The 18,856-nt window shown below is 33.7% G+C and carries 18 protein-coding genes and 1 pseudogene; 7 read left to right on the top strand and 12 right to left on the bottom strand.

Annotated elements, in window-relative coordinates; all coding sequences use genetic code 11:
• Positions 1-82 precede the first annotated feature (82 nt).
• Positions 83-934, top strand: a complete 852-nt coding sequence (locus BAU27_RS04045; RefSeq protein ID WP_071770166.1) for a YhfM domain-containing protein — start codon at positions 83-85, stop codon at positions 932-934.
• 144 nt (positions 935-1,078) lie between these two features.
• Here BAU27_RS04045 and BAU27_RS04040 read toward each other — a convergent pair whose 3' ends face one another.
• The gene (locus tag BAU27_RS04040; RefSeq protein ID WP_000776285.1) at positions 1,079-1,276 is read right to left on the bottom strand and encodes a hypothetical protein; all 198 of its coding nucleotides are present in this window, start codon (positions 1,274-1,276) and stop codon (positions 1,079-1,081) included.
• A 180-nt stretch (positions 1,277-1,456) separates the two neighbouring features.
• Between BAU27_RS04040 and BAU27_RS04035 the strand changes: the two genes are divergently transcribed.
• The 3 genes from BAU27_RS04035 to hmpA all read left to right on the top strand — a co-directional run bounded on the left by BAU27_RS04035 (position 1,457) and on the right by hmpA (position 4,557).
• Positions 1,457-2,524 carry a site-2 protease family protein gene (locus tag BAU27_RS04035; RefSeq protein WP_254797935.1) on the top strand — a complete coding sequence of 356 codons (1,068 nt, stop codon included), beginning with the start codon at positions 1,457-1,459 and terminating at the stop codon, positions 2,522-2,524.
• Positions 2,525-2,638: 114 nt separating this feature from the next.
• Positions 2,639-3,157 carry a hypothetical protein gene (locus BAU27_RS04030; protein ID WP_071744857.1) on the top strand — a complete coding sequence of 173 codons (519 nt, stop codon included), beginning with the start codon at positions 2,639-2,641 and terminating at the stop codon, positions 3,155-3,157.
• A gap of 191 nt (positions 3,158-3,348) precedes the next feature.
• The gene (hmpA, locus tag BAU27_RS04025; RefSeq protein ID WP_071744858.1) at positions 3,349-4,557 is read left to right on the top strand and encodes an NO-inducible flavohemoprotein; all 1,209 of its coding nucleotides are present in this window, start codon (positions 3,349-3,351) and stop codon (positions 4,555-4,557) included.
• A 29-nt stretch (positions 4,558-4,586) separates the two neighbouring features.
• Here the strand turns inward: hmpA and BAU27_RS04020 are convergent, their stop codons facing one another.
• Positions 4,587-5,099, bottom strand: a complete 513-nt coding sequence (locus tag BAU27_RS04020; RefSeq protein WP_071744859.1) for a Crp/Fnr family transcriptional regulator — start codon at positions 5,097-5,099, stop codon at positions 4,587-4,589.
• A gap of 170 nt (positions 5,100-5,269) precedes the next feature.
• On the opposite strand from BAU27_RS04020, the gene BAU27_RS04015 reads away from it, so the two are divergent.
• Positions 5,270-5,497 (top strand): hypothetical protein, encoded by a 228-nt coding sequence (locus BAU27_RS04015; RefSeq protein WP_000883005.1) that lies wholly within the window; start codon positions 5,270-5,272, stop codon positions 5,495-5,497.
• Positions 5,498-5,790: 293 nt separating this feature from the next.
• Here the strand turns inward: BAU27_RS04015 and BAU27_RS04010 are convergent, their stop codons facing one another.
• The 3 genes from BAU27_RS04010 to BAU27_RS04000 all read right to left on the bottom strand — a co-directional run bounded on the left by BAU27_RS04010 (position 5,791) and on the right by BAU27_RS04000 (position 8,339).
• Entirely contained in the window at positions 5,791-6,591 is an 801-nt protein-coding gene (locus tag BAU27_RS04010) for a sulfite exporter TauE/SafE family protein (protein WP_071744861.1), read from the bottom strand.
• Positions 6,592-6,708: 117 nt separating this feature from the next.
• Positions 6,709-7,707 (bottom strand): inorganic phosphate transporter, encoded by a 999-nt coding sequence (locus tag BAU27_RS04005; protein ID WP_071744862.1) that lies wholly within the window; start codon positions 7,705-7,707, stop codon positions 6,709-6,711.
• A gap of 11 nt (positions 7,708-7,718) precedes the next feature.
• Positions 7,719-8,339: a DUF47 domain-containing protein gene (locus BAU27_RS04000; RefSeq protein WP_000231445.1), complete on the bottom strand. Its 621-nt coding sequence runs from the start codon at positions 8,337-8,339 to the stop codon at positions 7,719-7,721.
• A gap of 311 nt (positions 8,340-8,650) precedes the next feature.
• Here BAU27_RS04000 and BAU27_RS03995 point away from each other — a divergent pair, with 311 nt between their 5' ends.
• Positions 8,651-10,693, top strand: coding sequence for a transglycosylase domain-containing protein (locus BAU27_RS03995; protein ID WP_071744863.1), 2,043 nt, complete (start codon positions 8,651-8,653; stop codon positions 10,691-10,693).
• Positions 10,694-10,817: 124 nt separating this feature from the next.
• On the opposite strand, the gene BAU27_RS03990 is transcribed toward BAU27_RS03995, so the two are convergent.
• The 3 genes and pseudogenes from BAU27_RS03990 to BAU27_RS03985 form a co-directional block, all read right to left on the bottom strand.
• The gene (locus tag BAU27_RS03990; RefSeq protein ID WP_071770165.1) at positions 10,818-11,246 is read right to left on the bottom strand and encodes a hypothetical protein; all 429 of its coding nucleotides are present in this window, start codon (positions 11,244-11,246) and stop codon (positions 10,818-10,820) included.
• 220 nt (positions 11,247-11,466) lie between these two features.
• A pseudogene (locus BAU27_RS30730) lies at positions 11,467-12,417 on the bottom strand (Gly-Xaa-Xaa repeat protein); the annotation flags it as partial.
• Between the two features lie 244 nt (positions 12,418-12,661).
• A complete protein-coding gene (locus BAU27_RS03985; protein WP_071770164.1) occupies positions 12,662-13,927 on the bottom strand; it encodes a PAS domain-containing sensor histidine kinase in 1,266 nt (421 codons plus the stop codon).
• A 161-nt stretch (positions 13,928-14,088) separates the two neighbouring features.
• Here BAU27_RS03985 and BAU27_RS03980 point away from each other — a divergent pair, with 161 nt between their 5' ends.
• Positions 14,089-14,934 (top strand): DUF72 domain-containing protein, encoded by an 846-nt coding sequence (locus tag BAU27_RS03980; protein WP_071770163.1) that lies wholly within the window; start codon positions 14,089-14,091, stop codon positions 14,932-14,934.
• A 216-nt stretch (positions 14,935-15,150) separates the two neighbouring features.
• On the opposite strand, the gene BAU27_RS03975 is transcribed toward BAU27_RS03980, so the two are convergent.
• The 4 genes from BAU27_RS03975 to deoD form a co-directional block, all read right to left on the bottom strand.
• On the bottom strand, positions 15,151-15,345 hold the full coding sequence (locus BAU27_RS03975) for a DUF3924 family protein (protein WP_002149425.1): 195 nt from the start codon (positions 15,343-15,345) through the stop codon (positions 15,151-15,153).
• A gap of 121 nt (positions 15,346-15,466) precedes the next feature.
• Positions 15,467-15,997 carry a tyrosine-type recombinase/integrase gene (locus BAU27_RS03970; RefSeq protein WP_071744867.1) on the bottom strand — a complete coding sequence of 177 codons (531 nt, stop codon included), beginning with the start codon at positions 15,995-15,997 and terminating at the stop codon, positions 15,467-15,469.
• A 107-nt stretch (positions 15,998-16,104) separates the two neighbouring features.
• Positions 16,105-17,922: a sensor histidine kinase gene (locus tag BAU27_RS03965; RefSeq protein ID WP_071770162.1), complete on the bottom strand. Its 1,818-nt coding sequence runs from the start codon at positions 17,920-17,922 to the stop codon at positions 16,105-16,107.
• 202 nt (positions 17,923-18,124) lie between these two features.
• On the bottom strand, positions 18,125-18,832 hold the full coding sequence (gene deoD / locus BAU27_RS03960) for a purine-nucleoside phosphorylase (protein WP_000110707.1): 708 nt from the start codon (positions 18,830-18,832) through the stop codon (positions 18,125-18,127).
• Positions 18,833-18,856 lie beyond the last annotated feature (24 nt).

The following is an 18,856-nucleotide window of genomic DNA, read 5'->3' as shown; positions in this document are numbered from 1 at the left end:
TATAGCTCATTCTATATAATGTAACGTTTTTGTTTCATGTATGAGGATTATAAGAATTTCTTATTGGAAAAGGAGAATCGATTTGAAAGGGAAATATTTAATGGTTTTATGTGTTATTTTACTCGCGTCGTGTGGTCAAGCCGAGCAAAAGAAAGAATCGAAACAAATAGAGGAGACAGTGAATGAAGTGAAAGAACCATTACAAGTAACTGTTATACAAAAAGGTACAGAAGAAAAAAAATTAAAGAAAATGGATGCGGAGTTAGTGGTAGATATTATAAACAAAGCAGAAAAACAAGAAGTAACAGGTAGCTTTGGTGAAGCAGAATATGAAATACAAATTAGTAGAGATGGGAAAATAGAAACGTATTATGCATGGTTAAGAGGAGAGGATCGACGGGGATGGGTGCAATATAAAAAAGCTATGTATATGCTGAATGAAAAAGATACGGAAAAACTTTTGGCTATATTTCCAAAGATTCCAGAACAAAAAGAAGATGAGATGCAGGTAGGGCCTTTAACGGAAATAACGAAAAAAGATTTGCAGATTACCGCGTTCCATATTAAAGCGGGTGATCAAAAAATGAATTATACAGTACGTTATACGATTTCACAATCACTATATAATAAGTTAGCGAAGGAACAAGAATATTATTTGCAATTGATTTTCCCGGAAAAGGTTCAAAAATTTATCGGAGCAAAAGAAAGTGAAATAATTGCAGCAGAAAAAGTAAAGGAAGGGTATAAACAGTATGAATTGAATGTTACTGTTCCGATAAAAGATGCTTCAGAATCACAATTAAAATCACTAGAAGCCTATTATGATAATTACGATTTGCAAATATTAAATAGTAAGAAAGAAAAAGTAGGAGCATTTCAAAACATTATTCAAATTGTTAAAGATTATGGTGAAAAAATGAACTTACAAAGATAAAGTGAAACTTTAATCAGTGGGGGATCCATCCCCTACTGATTATTAGCCTATACCAATCGGGCGTTTACGGGATAAATGTGAATCGTAAAGTCTATACAGATTTTCCTAGGAAATGATAAGAGAGGGGAAAGAATCCCCTCTCTATTACTTTGCTTTTGCAGATGGCTCATTCATTGATTTTCGTGTAATAAGAAAAGAAATCATAAGAGCGGAAAGAATGATAAGAGCAATAAATAAGTGATTTGGCAACAAATCTAATAATAATACGTAGCTAACGGTATAAAAAATAAGAGTTGAAGCTAAAAAAGATAGAGCGCCTATCATAAGGGATTGTAATTTCATTTGTAATACCTCCTTTCATTTGTATTTTTGGCTAAAAATGGATGTAATAAACATTATTTCTAACAATAGAAAAAAATATGTCATAATAAAGACAAGAATAGGTTTTGGTGAGTGTAAATGACTCAGTAAAGTGAGATAAAGGAGAGGAATATGAAAAAAAATAAAAAAGGGTTATAGGGAATTATCGTTGCAATAGGGTTATTTTTACTGTCTAAGTTAAAGTGGGTATTTGCCATTTTTAAGTTAGCAAAATTCTCAACAGTATTTAGTATGTTCTTATCGCTTGGGGCATACGCGGTTATATATGGATGGAAATTTGGGGTAGCGCTCGTTTATTTGTTGTTTGTTCATGAAATGGGTCATTTATGGGCCGCGAAAAGAAAAGGGATACCAACATCGCCGGCGATCTTTATTCCATTTATGGGAGCTCTTATTGGCATGAAAGAAATGCCGAAAAATGCAAAAGATGAAGCTTACATCGCCTTTATGGGGCCTCTTTTCGGCTTGCTTTCATTTTTACCGGCTATTCCACTATATATAATAACGAAAGAGCCATTTTGGGCGCTTATTATTTTGCTTGGAAGTATGATTAATTTCTTTAACTTAATTCCAGTTTCTCCGTTAGATGGTGGAAGAATAATTTCAGTTGTAAGTACGAAAATTTGGGGAGCAGGGCTAGTTGTACTACTTGGCTATTCTATTTACTTCAAAAGTATTTTAGGTGGATTTATTGTTATTATCGGTTGTATGGAATTGTATAGAGTAATAAAGAGAGATGAACCGATTAAGGAATTAGGATATAAAATCGATGGAATGAAAGAATATGTTGCTAGGCTTGAAGAGGAATTAAAAGAAACTGGTGCGGTGCATCGCACTATTTATATGATTCATCATGAGATGAATGTATTAAGACAAAGAGAGCGTGAGAAAGAATTAGAAACAGGAGAAATTCAAAAAATCGAAGTGCTAGAATACCTTTTACCAAAGTTTGAGCCGCTTGATTATGTCCCATATGAAGATGAAAAAGATGAGTATACAATTCATATAAGAGAAGCATTTGAAGTGTCGGAAAGAAAATTAAATGAATGGGGAATAGAAAAGGAACAACAAGAAAATTATTATAAAGTTGATACGAAAACAAAATGGACAGTTTTTGCTTGTTATATCGGATTAATGGCTATACTCGGTTATACAGCTTATGAAGGTTATATTGTTTTACAAGAGCATTTACCAAAGAGAAGTTTATAGAAAAATAGTGTCGAAATGACAAGAAGGATTTAAACAGGAATTACATTTCTGCGAGAGAATGTTACAAGTGTAACAGTACATTGTAATATTCATAGTAGAAAAGGAGTTCTGTATATGAAGAAATTGTTAAGTGTATTGGTAACTATTACTGTAATGGCAATAGCGAGCTATAGTCTTACGAAAGTACTACTGTATTATGCGAATAAGTCTGCTGGAGTAAATACAGTAGCACAAATAGAAGATGTGCAAGAGAAGAAGAAGACACTCGAGTTTGTTCGTACGACGCATGAAAGTTATAATAATTTCTTGAACTATGGTAAGGCAGAGGAATACACAGATGGGGATTGGAAACATTTTAAACAATGGTTTCAAGAGCAAGAACCTTCTTTAAAAAATATACATAAAGAAATAAAAAATGAAAAAATAAAACGTGATGTGAATAGAAGTTATGAAATTGTAAAAAAAGGTGTGGAGCTTCATAATATTGAGTATGTAGTCTATGCTCATCGCGTATATCATGACTTGGATATACTTGTAAATAAATATAAAGGTGAAACGAATGTGTGGGGGTATACCGAGTTTGGAGATGGGCAGAATATACAAGTAATTGAACAAGCGATACAAACGAAGTAGTAGGCTAGCTAGAATTCTAGTTAGTTTTTTTTTGAGCACTATTAATTATGGCTAATTAAAATTTACTTAATATGTGCATTGTTCATATATTTTTCACAAAAACACCATGCCAATAGTGATTAAAATCACAATATGTATTATACAATTCAGTTAAACTAAAATCAGTTAAAGAAATAGAGGAGTGGGATACAATGTTAAGTGCAAAAACAATTGAAATCGTAAAATCAACAGTACCGTTATTACAGGAAAAAGGCGTTGAAATTACAACGAGATTTTATCAAATTTTATTTTCGGAACATCCGGAGTTATTGAATATTTTCAACCATACGAATCAGAAAAAGGGAAGACAACAACAAGCATTAGCAAATGCGGTTTATGCAGCTGCAATGTACATTGATAATTTAGAGGCTATTATTCCAGTTGTAAAACAAATAGGTCATAAGCATAGAAGTTTAGGTATTAAAGCAGAGCATTATCCAATAGTAGGTACATGCTTACTACGAGCGATTAAAGAGGTCGCAGGCGCACCAGACGAAGTTTTAAATGCATGGGGAGAAGCGTATGGCGTCATTGCTGATGCATTCATTAGCATTGAAGCGGATATGTATGAAGAAGCTGCACATAAAGAAGGTGGATGGAAAGATTTCCGCAACTTTGTGATTGTTAAAAAGGTGAAGGAAAGTGACGTTATTACATCATTTTATTTAAAACCTGAAGATGGCGGGAAAGTTTCATCATTCATCCCAGGACAATATGTAACGATTCAAATAAATATTGAAGGTGAAACATATACGCATAATCGTCAATATAGCCTATCTGATGCTCCTGGAAAAGAATACTATCGCATTAGTGTAAAGAAAGAAAAAGGTGTAGATACACCAGATGGTAAAGTATCTAATTACTTACATGATCATGTAGGAGAAGGAGATGTCTTACCAGTAAGTGCACCAGCGGGAGATTTCGTGTTAAATATGGAGTCAACATTACCTGTTGTATTAATTAGTGGTGGAGTAGGTATTACACCGATGATGAGTATGTTAAATACGCTAATCGAACAAGAATCAAAGCGTAATGTATGCTTTGTTCATGCGGCGATAAATAGTAATACACATGCGATGAAAGAGCATGTTGAGACAGTAGAAAAAGAGTATGAACAAGTGAAAGCATATACTTGCTATTCTTCACCGACAGAGCAAGATGTGGAAATGAAGAATTTTGACAAAGAAGGATTCATTGAACGTGGATGGTTACAAACTATTATTCCAACAATTGAAGCAGAATTTTATTTCTGTGGCCCAGTACCATTTATGAAGCATATAAATGCTGCATTAATTGATTTGGGTGTTAAACAAGAGAACATTCATTATGAATTTTTCGGTCCTGCAGCAAGCTTACAATAGATTAACGTTGCTAAGCAAAAAACGAGGTATTATTTTACCTCGTTTTTTGCTTGTTCTCTTAATAAGCGATTTACTGTTTCGCGGCGTACACCTATAAGTTGACCAATTTCAGTTTGTGTTAATATTTCATAAATAGGGATGTCACCTAAATATAAGGTGAACCACTCTTGTAAACGATGAAGGCGCTCTTTAGGAGAGACAGTTGTCAATTGATCGATACGCTGTTGCATCATTCTTAATTTCGATTGTAATTGCGTAGCGATATTTTCATACGATGCAGGATTTTCCTGAAGTTGACCGTACCATTCATTGCTAATTATAGGCTCAACTTCTGTTTTCATTAAAGCGATAGCTGTACCGTGATATTCCTTCGGTGAAATTAAAGAATGGTGAGGTATCGTTTCACCAGGAACGATAATATTAAATAAAAATGGTGTTCCGTCTGCTTCTAACCGAATAACTTTTAATAAACCTGTTTTTATAAAATATAATGGACCGTCCTCACCTTGACGGAATAATACATCTCCCTTATGTAGAATCAATGTTAGCCCCCCATTAAAACATTTCTATTTCTTATATTTTAGCGTATATGTATCAAGACAATATGCTTTTTAAACAGCAATTTCATTGACGAAATGTATGCTATTACAGTAGTATACTATTTAGTGTGTAATAGTACTAGCAATGAATACGCTGTAGGGGGTTTAGTATATTGTTAGATGCGATGAAGATGACGGATATGAGAATTCCGGCGAATGCTACCATTCATGTAGAAGAGATGAAAGGTGGAGTCGTTTTATCCGTTGAAATAGACGGCCAAATTATTTATACGATGGCTTATGATGAAGAAACAGATAGTTATGCTGAATTATATGATCGAAATGATAAGAGGGCGTGCCAAGTACATGAAGACTTTATGGGATGGTCACTTCTTCACTAAAAAGATGTCAATATGACATCTTTTTTTATTGAATCGATAGATTATACAAAGAAATGAAATATAAGGATAAAATTTGTAATAAATGATTTTGCATTGTTAGCACTTTGTAACTGCATGCGACCTGTTTTTTCGCTATCATAAAGATAACAGTCGTAGCTATAGGAGTGATCAACTTGAAGAAAGTACATATTTCAAATTTTATGCTATTAAGTGTTTGTTTAGTTTTATTTGTTCTCCTAGGAGCCTTTTTATATTCATGTGTATAAGAAAAAACGCATTCTAGAAAGAACGCGTTATAAAAATGAAGTAATGATTAATCTAGTTCCAAGAATAATTAATGTGATACGTAATAAATTAATTACGGCATTACCACTTAATTTTGTGTTAATATAAGCCCCGATTTTTCCACCAATCCATGCACCAGGAATCAAAATTAATGCATAGATCCAGCTAACATTTCCAAGGGAGATGTGAGTTGCAGAACTTACAATTGCTGATAAAAATACGATAAACATCGAAGTTGCTACAGCAATGTGTGCTGGGAACGCAAAAAGGAGCATCATCGCTGGCACAAGTAAGGCGCCACCACCGATTCCGAATAATCCGGATATAAATCCAACTATAAAGGCAATAAAGATAGCGAGAAATGGTGGGAATTGATAGTCTACAGTATTTCCTTCTTTATCTGTAAAAGATCGTTTAATTACAGTCATATTTGATAGGGAAAGAGGTTTCAATTTGTCCCGTAACATAAGAAGAATGGAGACGAATATAAGAAAAATCCCAAAGTATAAAGAAAATGTATCTTGGTTTAAAAATTTGTTTGCCCATGACCCGATAATACCACCAGGGCCACTCCCGATAAATAAAATAAGTCCACTTTTATAATCTACCCGTTTATGTTTCATGTATGTAAGGGTAGAAGACAGCCCTGTAAAAACGACTGTTACCATAGAAGTTCCTACTGCGAGTTGTGGTGATAAACTGTGTAATCCAATTAATAACGGAACGATAATAATTCCGCCCCCAAGCCCTACTAGGCTCCCGACTGTCCCGGCGATTAATCCGATGAAAAGTAACATGATGTATTCCAAAATTGCCAACTCCTCTATATAACTTATCCAACAATCATTATACACGCTTTTTAATAAGAAATAGACTTGTTCACAAAAAAGTCGTCTTCCTAGAAAAATAAGGAAGACGACTTTTGATTAAAAGATTAAGTGTAATAAGTAGTAAAATAACGCAGCTAAAGAAGCTGAAATAGGAAGTGTAATTACCCATGTAATTAACATGCGTTTTGCAGTTCCCCATTTTACACCTTTCACACGATGTGAAGCACCAACTCCTAAAATAGAAGAAGAGATAACGTGCGTTGTACTAACCGGTAAGTGAATGAATGTTGCACCGAAAATAACAAGTGATGATGATAAATCGGCAGCTACACCATTTACAGGACGAATTTTCATAATTTGTCCACCGACAGTTTTAATAATTTTCCACCCACCGACAGAAGTACCAAGCCCCATTGCAGTTGCACAAGCTAATTGTACCCAGAAAGGGATGTCGTCAGAAGTATGATAGTTATTGGCCATAAGAGCCATCGTAATGATTCCCATTGCTTTTTGTGCATCATTCGTACCGTGTGTAAAAGCTTGTAATGCTGCAGTGAAGATCTGGAATATACGGAAGTTTTTGTTCGTTTTCGTTAAGTTAAAGTTTTTAAAGACGACTTTAAAAATACTATATACGATATAACCAATAACAAAAGCGATAATCGGTGAAATGATTAAAGCTTCAAGAATTTTTATAAACCCTTTATAGTTTAATGCGTTAACACCAGCAGCAGCAATTGCTGCACCAGCGATTGCGCCAATGATTGCATGCGAAGAACTACTTGGAATACCATAGTACCAAGTGATTAAATTCCAAGCTATTGCCGCAAGCAAAGCAGCTAAAATTACAAGAGAACCATTAGGTAAAGCAAATGGGTCAACTATATCTTTTGTAATAGTTTTTGCTACACCTGTAAATGTCATCGCACCTAAAAAGTTCATAAGAGCTGCCATAATAATTGCATGTCTAGGCTTTAGAGCTTTCGTTGAAACAGCCGTTGCAATAGCGTTTGCTGTATCGTGAAATCCATTGATAAAGTCAAAAGCTAAAGCGCAAATGACTACTAAAACGGTCAGTATCAAGAGTGTATCCATGATCAAACTCCTTACGCGTTCTTCATAATGATTGTTTCTAATACGTTTGCAACGCTTTGACAGCTATCAGCTACTTCTTCAAGCTCTTCGTAAATCTCTTTAAATTGAATAATTTTAATCGGATCTTTCTCGCGAGAGAATAAGTGCTTAATCGCATGACGGCGAATATCATCACATTGTGATTCGTAATCCTTAATCTTAATCGCATTTGTACGAATATCGACTAATTTCTTTTTAGACAGTAATTCAACAGAGTTTGCAATTTCAATCGCACATTGATTAATTGCTTCTACGAATTTAATCATGTATTCATCAGCTTCTGTAATAGAATACATTTCGAATAGACCAGCACTATGATCTAATCCGTCTAATACATCATCCATACTCATTGCAAGCTGTAGGATGTCTTCACGTTCAATAGGAGTAATAAACGCTTTGTTTAGCTCCATAATGATTTCGTGAATAAATGAGTCACCTTTTGACTCATATTCTTTCATGCGCATAGAAAACTCTTTTAAATCGCTAGCATTTTTAATTTTATACTCCACGAAAAACTGCGCGCCTTCTTTTAAATTTTCGGAAACATTCATTAGCATTTCAGAAAATTTATCTTTTTTTGATTTAAAGACCATTATTAGTTACCCCCACAAAAGTAATATATGTAAAATATATTGGCTAGTCAATTCTAACAAAAAACTGTCGTTTTTTAAAACATTTTATCGAAAAGTTTACAAAAACTTAACATAACTCACATTGTTGCATTAATAATATCAATACTAATGGTGAATATCTTACTTGTAGAATGTCCTTTTCTTGTAAAAAGTATGAATGTGAAAGAAAAGCTTTACACTATAGGAAAGACTACGTTATTATAATAAATTTAAAAGGAGGTATATTCTTCCTTTTAAAAAGAAGCGTGTAAACAAACGAAGGAAGTGAACGAATGAAATTGAAGAACACTCACTTAAAAAAAACGCTTGAGTGGTTCAATCAGAGGAAAAAACTACGCAATTCATTAATTGTATTGGGAAGTTTGCTCGTTACTCTATTTATTGCTGTAAATATAATAATTTCCATTCAAGATATATCTGAATTAAAACAAGCTGTACCACAACCGACTTTAATTTATGATGCAAATAATGAAGTTGCGACTAAATTAGCTTCTTCTAAAACAGAAGGGGTCAAAAGGAAAGATATTCCTGATATTATGGTTCAGGCAATTGTTGCAGTAGAAGATAAGGAATTTTTTAGTCATCATGGCATTTACTATAGTGGAATCATAAGCGCTGTATTTAAGAACATTACAGCTGGTGAAGTTGTGGCTGGTGGTAGTACAATTACACAACAACTTGCAAAAAATGTATTTTTAACACAAGATCGCACATACTCACGTAAAATAAAGGAATATTTTTTAACAAAAAAAATAGAGCGTACTTATTCAAAAGATGAAATTATAGAAATGTATATGAATCAAATTTATTTTGGTGAAGGTGCTTGGGGGATAAAAAGAGCAGCCAAATCTTATTTTGATAAAGATGTAAAAGACTTAACAATTTCAGAAGCTGCAACGATTGCAGGATTAATTAAAGCGCCATCTGCGTATTCGCCGTATAAAAACTTTAATAAATCCATTGAAAGACGTAATGTCGTATTAAGTTTAATGAAGGAACAAGGATATATTTCTGAAGAACAATATAATCAGGAGAAAGAATCAGGTCTTGTATTACGACGTGGTGTTGACGATAAATATAAGGGAAAATACTCTCAATACGTAGATTATATTGTTAGAGAAGCGATGGACAAGTATGAATTAACACAAAATGAAATTTTAGCAGGTGGTTATCGTATTTATACGGAACTTGACCCGAAAAAACAACAAGCGGTTGAAGATGTTGTGAATAATGATAGTTATTTTAAAGATAGTGGTTCAGATCAGCTTATGCAAACTGGAGTGGTCCTTATGAATCCCAAAACTGGCGGTGTTCCAGCTTTAGTTGGAGGTAGAGGTCCATATCAATTTTTACAGTTTAATCATGCGACACAATTAAAAAGGCAGCCCGGTTCAACGTTAAAGCCTCTTGCAGTGTATGTACCAGCGTTAGAGCAAGGATATGAAGTATACGATGTTTTAAAAGATGAACCATTTAATATTAAAGAATATGCACCACAAAATAGTGATCATACGTTCCATGGCAATGTGACAATGTATGAAGCAGTGGCAAAGTCATATAATGTTTCAGCAGTTTGGCTATTAGAGCAAATTGGATTAGATAAAGGATTGAAATCTTTAGAGCGGTTTGGTATTCCATTAGAGCCTGAAGATCGTACGTATCCGATTGCTTTAGGAGGTATGCATGTAGGGACTTCTCCATTTGTAATGGCTCAAGCGTATAGCACATTGGCAAATGATGGTGTCCAAGTAGAAGCTCATGCTATTAGAGAAATCCAAAATGCTGAAGGGGAAACGATTGGAAAATGGTATAAGAAAGAAACTCGTGTGACGAACGAGAAAGTTGCCCAAAAGATGACATACTTATTAAAAGGTGTTATTGAAAGGGGAACGGGTGAAAAAGCGAAAGTTAATAATATCGATACCGCAGGCAAAACGGGGACTACCCAGCTTGTAAATGGACCAAGCACTGGTGCGAAGGATTCGTGGTTTGTTGGATACACACCGGATTTAGTAGGTGCGATTTGGGTAGGGTATGATAAAACAGATAGTGAGCATTATGTGCCAGGAGGCAGCCAAATTACAACGACAATGTTCCGGGACATTATGAAGAAAGCGAATGGAAATCCAGCTCAAAAGGCATTTCAGTTATCACTAATACCTGAGGCGGATTATACAAAGCAATTAAAAATGATTGAGGAAGAAAAACGAAGGAAAGAAGAAGAGGAAAAACGAAAAGAAGAGGAACAACAAAGAAAAAAAGAGCAACAAGAGTGGTTTGACAAAGTGAAAGAGTGGATTCCATCATTTTGGTAAAAGAAAGAGGCGAATAACGAAATTCGCCTCTTTTTCGTATGGAAAATAAAGTGAAACTTTAATCGGTGGAAATCTTTGCATACCTTTACTAGTTATTAGTACATATCAATTGGGATAAATGATATTACTCGTTAAGTATAATATTCGTACTGCCAAAGGATTGAGAATCGTATGTGACGATTACGGTACCTTTACTAATAGGTTCGTAAGGTAATTCTTCTTCATAATTACCATTATTTTTATTGTGAATAGAAAGTGTGATTTCATCAATTTCTTTATTTGTATACTGATCTTTAATCGTTTCAGCAATTTGAAGTAGCGCTTCGTAACTAGAAGCTTCTGTAATAAGCATTCCTGTTATAACCTTTTTTTCATTTTGTGTGGAAGAGGAATACGGGATGTCGTTTTGTTTTGTATACAGAAGTTCGTATGGAACTGTTTTTCTTTCTGCTTTTGAAATGTTTGAATATTTTAGAGTTAAAAGAAATCCTATACATAAAATTATGCATACCATAAGAACAAACCAAAAACGTGTCAGTGATATAATTCTCATTATCATCCCTCTTTCATGTCTTTGTCTTCACTATTTATCATACAAAAAGAGAATTAAGCTAAAGTAAATTTGAAGTAAAGAAACGTAAAGAAGGAGTACTTATCCTCCAAAATAAGTACTCCTTTTTATTAAAAGAGAGATTTAACATACAATCAAAATAATACAAATTACTATAAACCAAATATTCTTGGTCTTTCAAAAATAAGATAAAAACTAAAAGTTAGTAAATTCGGAAGACTGATAGTGTAGCTGTTGTGTCACCAGTGTTAGGAATAGAAATAGTATTAGCTGTAGGTTGTACAGCGATTGTTGTACCAGCTTGTAAAGTAACGATTGTAGAGAAAGAAACAGCACTACCGATAACGTTAGTTGAAAAATTGCGAGTAGGTGGTTGACCGTTGAATGAAATACCGAACCCGAATGGTGAAGAACCCGGGAAGGTTGTAGATGCTGAGAAACTAATATCGTATACTCCTGTTTCTAGAATAGTTAAAGTATCTGAAGTGTCGTTAAAAATTATATTATTTATTTCAAAAACTTGATTGAATTGGATGTTTGTTCCAGGAGATATAGTTTGTGCATTGGAGTTTCCTATTGCTGCTATAGTTACAGGGATTGGTGTGCCCGCCGGTCCAGTAGCACCGGTAGCACCAGCAGGTCCTTGAGCACCTTGAGCGCCAGTAGCACCAGCAGGTCCTTGAGGTCCAGTAGGTCCTATTGTTCCTCCACCAAGGCAACCTGATCCATATTGAACTAGGATAGCTTGAATTTCTGTAATAAGCTTAACTAGTTTATCGATAGTACAGCAATCGATTTTGAATAACTTAGTAATATACAATAAATAATTAAGCAAACTTTGTAGCTCAACGTACAATGCTCCGCATGAGAAAGGTGAGGACTTTAGGATAGTTAATAAGTTAGCAATAATAGAACTACCAATTTTTTCTTGTGCAGGTGATAAATCTAAGCAACTGAGGAATTTTTGAAGATTATTCAGGAGAGCAATTAGTTTATCGATGTTTTCTTGAGAAGGGTTTTGAAATACAGCTTGAATACTATGACCAAGAGCTTGAAGAAGTCTAGCATACTCTTTTAGTTCTGCCTTAGAGATGTTAATATAACTGCAAGCTCTTACTTCGCAACAATCATTACCATAAAATACTTTCCCTTTCTTTTATAGAATAAATAGTCGTTACTATATAATAAAATGAAAACTAAACTGAATTCGTGAGGGACAAACTACTATTTCAAAAAAAATAAGAAGTTTACCTAAATTGTGAAAACAAAGAACAATGAAGAGATAGAGAAAGATTTATATGAGTTAAAAAAGAATAGGCTAGAATAAAAAAACTGCACGCAAATTGTTAAATTATATCTAACAATTTGCGTGCAGTTCGTGGAACAGCACAACCTTTTTAATGATTAATTCGTTCATAGTTCGCTTTAGGTAAAATTGGAATAGAAATAGTGAAAGTTGTACCGTTTTGATTACTAGACATTTTTAATGTACCGTTATGATTTTGAATAATTTTCTTCGTTACTGACAAGCCCAGTCCTGTTCCTGAATCTTTTGTTGAGAAGAATGGATCAAAGATATATTCTTGAATAGCTGGAGGAACCCCAGTTCCGTTATCTGTGAAAGTAATCCGAACAAAGTTATCTAGGCGATAACTAGAGATTTGAATGGAAAGAGGTCTTTCGCCTCGAGCATCGATAGCATTTTGAAATAAATTTAAAAAAACTTGCACGAGTTCATGGCGATCAATATTGACGAGTACACCATCTAATTCAGTAGAAAAATCATAGTCAATAGAAATGTTGTGCAAAAAAACTTCACTAGCAAGTAGTTGTTGAATATATTCGCGTAAAAACGTATTGATCGGAAAAGGTTCTCTAGTAAATTCACGCGTTTTTGAAATGGCTAAAAATTTTGTGATAATACTATTTGCACGATCTAGTTCAGGAATGAGTAGACTTTTAAACAATTCTTTATTGGATGGAGAAACGCTATCTTGTAGAAATTGCAAGTATCCACGTACCGTTGTAAGAGGATTTCGTACTTCATGTGCAATCCCAGCAGCAATTCGACCAGCTAGAGAAAACTTTTCGGCATCACGTTCTGTATTTAAATAATGAAATACACTAATAACTCGGAAAATCTCTCCATTATAATCACGAATAATGCGGTTGTTTACGATGCCGTAGTTTTTGTCCAATACTTCTTCATTATATATTTCGGTTCCCGTTTTTAACGTTTCAATAGCTTTAATTTGTTCTTCAGGTAAGTTTAATAACTGTTGAATTGGTTTCCCAATTATAGAATTTCGTATGACACCAAAATCATCTGCAGCAGCTTGATTACATAATGTAATGTTACCTTTATTATCAATAAAAGTGACGTGATGCGAAAATGCATCGAAAATATGAACAAAATATTTTTCGAGTTGTTCAAATAAAAATAGTGAATCGCAAGTAAGCTGAAAGGTAGGCTCTTTATCTTTTTGTTGTATGGGTTGAATAGAATGAGATGTTCTCGTTTTTTTTATTTGCAAACTAATATGTGGATTTTTATATGTGAAATGATGTGGTAATTGATTTACAAGCTCTTCATATAACCGCACTTTATTTTCTAACTCTTTTATTCGATTTTCATGAGATAAAATAATATCGTCTTGAAGCATAAATAAATAACCCCTCAATTTAAAAATTCTTCCATCTAGTATATCATATTTTTATATAGATACTCTTAAAGAAAGAGCTACTTTGTGAAATTGGTCGGATGGTATTTTTGTGAAGTAATATAGAATGAGTGTAGGCTGAAGTTGAGAAGGGAGGAATTCGTTTGCTTTTTATTGGAGTAACGGGATGGGGAGATCATGATTCTTTATATGTAAATCCCTATGAAAATAGAAATAAATTGCGAACTTATAGTGAACATTTTCCCATTGTGGAAGTAGATAGTTCATTTTATGCGATACAACCTGCGCGGAATTATACAAAATGGGCGATGGAAACGCCGAAAGATTTTTCTTTTATAGTAAAAGCCTATCAAGGAATGACAGGACATATGAAAGGGGAAATCCCTTTTTCTACGTTCGATGAGATGTTTGATGTGTATAAACAATCCATTCTTCCTTTAATAGAAGCGAATAAATTAAAAATGATTTTATTTCAATATCCACCATGGTTTGATTGTAAAGTGAAAAATGTAGATTTACTTCGATACACGAAAGAAAAAATGGAAGATTTACCATGCGCAATAGAATTTCGAAATCAAACATGGTTTTATCCAGAAATGAGAGATAAGACGTTACAGTTTTTAGAAAAAGAAAAATGGATTCATACAATTTGTGATGAGCCTCAGGCAGGAATAGGATCAGTACCGCTTGTATTAGAGGCAACAAACTCGGACATGGCGTTAATACGTTTTCATGGCCGAAATGTCCATGGTTGGCTGGATAAAGGAGAAAATTGGAGAGCGGTTCGCTGTTTATATCGTTATAATAGTAAAGAGTTGGCGGAATGGGTAGAACGATTAGAGCGATTGAAAAAGAAGACGAAGGATATATTTGTTTTGTTTAATAATAATTCAGGTGGAGATGCCGCGGATAATGCAAAACAATTGATGGAAATGTTGAATATTACATATGGTGAACCGAAACCGGAGCAATTAAATTTATTTGAATAAATACAAACAAGAAAAGCACTGCACAAACAGGGGGAATGTACAGTGCTTTTCTATATGAAAAAGAGGGGTAACAATGTTACTGAGCGTTTGGTTGATTCATCAATTGTTGGCTTCATAATAAATGATAATGGTTATCATTATCATAGTCAATAGTTTTTCGAAAAATAAATAAAAAACTTTTGATATTTTGAAAATAAATAAAAAAAAGAACAGCGATTACTGCTGTTCTTTTCCATTGACGAATTGTTGTAAATCAAAAGGAGTTATCGCTTGGATAAATTCCTTTGAGATAAGCGTTTGAACAAGAGTGCTTTCAGAAATGGTAGCACCTGTTTTCTTTTCATAAGATTTCTTTAATAAATCAAGTTTTTCAGCCGTTTCTTTCGGTAATTCAATTGTTAATGTGTTCATAATTTCTCCCCCTTACTATTAGAGTACCACTACAGTATAGGAGAGACAAGGAAAGAGAATATGAAATATAAAAAAGGTTACCAGATTTATAAATGGTAACCTTTTTTATGTATAAGAGTTATTAAGCAATACCGATATACTTTAAAGTTTTTGATGGAGTACTGTGGTCAAAGAAGTGTTGTAAAAATGCGATATCAACACCTGATTTGTATGCACAATAGCCCCAAGTTTTTCGAAGTGTATGTGAGCTAATCCCTTCTAATCCAACTTCTTTTGCAGCTTTGTTTAAAATGTACCATGCATGTTGTCTCGTAATAGACTTTGTCCCTTTTTGAGACTTTAATAATGGTTCATTGCGTTTCCAAGTTTTACGTTCTTTCATGTAGTCTTCGATTGCGTGCTGTAAGTCTTCATTTACAGCAAACCATTTATGTTTTTTTACTTTTTCATTGTAAAATAAAATGGAATGGCGAACATTTTCATTTTCATCGATTACATCACTGACTCTTAATTGTAAAATTTCACTTACTTTTAAGCCAGAATTTACAGCTAATACGAATAATAAGCCATCACGTTTCGAAGATTGTAAAAGTATATTTTTGATAGTTTCTAATTGTTTTTCGTTTTGAATAGGTTGTCCTGCTTGTTTCATTTCACGCACTCTCCTCTTTTATGTGTGTAAAGGAAAGGATTAACTTGTTTCTAACTATAAAGGGAGAGTGTGAATTTCATGTGAACTCCTAGTGAAATTAAGACAAATTATTTGACTTCTTTTACTTTTTGTAAATTAAAATAAAATACAACGCTATTAGTAGTATTATACACACCGTATTCGGCGTGATGGAGATCTAAAATGTTTTTCACAATAGATAACCCAAGACCAGTACCTCCAGTATGACGGCTACGAGAAGCGTCTAAACGGTAGAAGCGATCCCAAATCTTTTCAAGGCTTTCTTCTGGAATAGGATTACCTGTGTTTTCGATTTCAATTTTCACATTATCTTCCGTTTCTACAACAGAGACGTGTATTCTTTCTCCATCTGGAGTGTATCGAATTGCATTGCTAAGTAAGTTTACAACTACTTGCTCAATACGGCTACGATTTGCTTTAACAAATAGAGAAGAGTCAGCATGTATGTCCACTTGTAAATGTTTTTCCTCCATGCTAAATAATAATTTTGTATAGATTTGTTGAATTAATTCACCGATTGAGAATGTCGACATTTCTAGTTTGTACGTACCAGATTCAAGTTTTGCTAATTCTAACATTTCAACAATAAGCCTGTTCATATTATCTGTTTCTTCCAAAATAACATTTGTATAATATGTCGTATCTTTACTTACGCCATCTTGAATACCTTCAGCGAAGCTACGAATAACACTAAGTGGTGTTTTTAATTCATGAGATACACCAGAAATGAATTCTTTTCTCGTTTTTTCTAATTGACGTTCGCGTTCAATATCTTGTTGTAATTTTGTATTGGCAACATTTAATCGGTCGATTCGATCCTTTAAATTTACAGAGAGTGTATTAATACTACCTGATAACCCACCAATTTCATCGTCTGCTGTAACAGGTAACTTCTCGCTAAAATCAAAGTTGGCCATTTTTTTTGTAACGCGATTTATCTTAATTAATGGTTTAACAATGATTTTTGAGTAGTAGAAGGATAACAAAATAATAACGAGAAACACGATAATTAAGGCATAGACATAATAATCTTTTAAAACGAGCATCGCTTCATTAACGGGTTGTAAAGATGCTATCGCAAAAGCGTACTCCTTAATTTCTCCGTTTTCCATAATAGGCTTTACAAAGACACTGTTTTTTATATTTTCCCCACTATCTAAAATATACGTGTTTAATTGATTTGAATTAGAAGCACCTTGCCTAATAGTTCTTGCAAAATATTGAACAGCTTGTAATGTTTCAAAATCCTTTGCAAGACGAACCTCAGTTTTGGAAGGAAGCTGTAATTTAGATATTACCCCAGTAAAATCGATTGGAGAACCAGTATCATTATATCGATTTTTAAGTTTATTTTTAGATGGATTACCACTAATAGATTGAAAATCTGAATTGAATTGTTCATTTTCCCATCTAGTATTATTAGTTATTAATTCTAGAGGTGTTATCATATTATTCGGTTGGAGTAGTCCGTCTACATAAATTATTCCATCTTTTTTTAATCCTAAGTTTGCGAATTTATTATATTCTTCTGGTGTTAAAAGATTGTTAAGGGGGATGGAATAGGTTTTATTATTGTTAGGGTTAATCACATCAATGTAAAAACTGTTTTCACTTTTAATAATTCCGTTAGAATCTAAAAATTGGATTTCGGCATTTGTTTTATCATGAAATTCTTGTTTTAATTTTCTAGTGTCCTCAAAGTCTTGAGCGCTTTTTTCGTAATTATCTACGAATTTTTCAAAAGCCGTTTGAACGGTTTTTACTTTCTTATTAATATAAAACTTCTCTAAAAATAGAGATTGTCCAAGGAAAAAAAGGAGAAATATAATTGTAAATAAAGTTGATGTTAATAAAAATAGTTTAAAGACGATGCTTCTGTTCTTCACTGTTTCACCTCGTATGAAAAATACTGTAATATAAATGATTTCTTAATTATAACAAAGGTTATCAAAAAAATAGAGGGGAGAAATCTGTCTCTCTCTAAAGTAGTTTTTTATAGAAAGTCACATAAAGAGAAGGTGCAGTGACTGTCGAAGTATTGTAGCATAAAAAAGAACTCGCCAGACGTATGACGAGTTCTTTAGTGTACTATTGCTGAATTGCTGCATCTAAAGCGATTTCAATCATTTCGTTAAATGTAGTTTGACGCTCTTCAGATGTTGTTTCTTCACCAGTGAAGATGTGGTCGCTTACTGTTAATACGGATAATGCATTTACACCATATTTAGCTGCTAATGTGTAAAGAGCAGTCGTCTCCATCTCTACTGCTAATACACCGTAATCTCCAAGTTTTTTAACCATGTCCATGCTCTCACGATAAAATACATCTGCTGTTAATACGTTACCAACACGAACGTGTAATCCTTTTTCTGTTCCAGCATCGTAAGCTTTCTTTAAAAGATCAAAGTTTGCAGCAGGAGCAAAATCAAAACCTGGGAATGTTAAGCGGTTCATATTAGAATCTGTACAAGCCGTCATCGCAATAATAACGTCACGTACCTTAACATCTTTTTGAATTGCACCACATGTTCCAACACGAATTAAATTTTTCACGCCGTAGCTTTGAATTAATTCGTTTACATAAATAGAAATAGAAGGAACACCCATACCTGTACCTTGAACAGATACACGCTTTCCTTTATAAGTTCCAGTGAAACCTAACATGCCACGTACGTTGTTATAGCAAGTAACGTCCTCTAAAAATGTTTCAGCAATATATTTTGCACGTAATGGATCACCAGGTAATAGAATAGATTCAGCGATTTCGCCTTGTTTTGCTTCGATATGTACACTCATGAAAAGTCCTCCTTATTATGTATT

The organism is Bacillus sp. NH11B (genome assembly GCF_001884205.1).
Lineage (GTDB): Bacteria > Bacillota > Bacilli > Bacillales > Bacillaceae_G > Bacillus_A > Bacillus_A proteolyticus.
The sequence above is the reverse complement of the archived record's forward strand: the minus strand, read 5'-3'. Positions and strand labels throughout refer to the sequence as shown.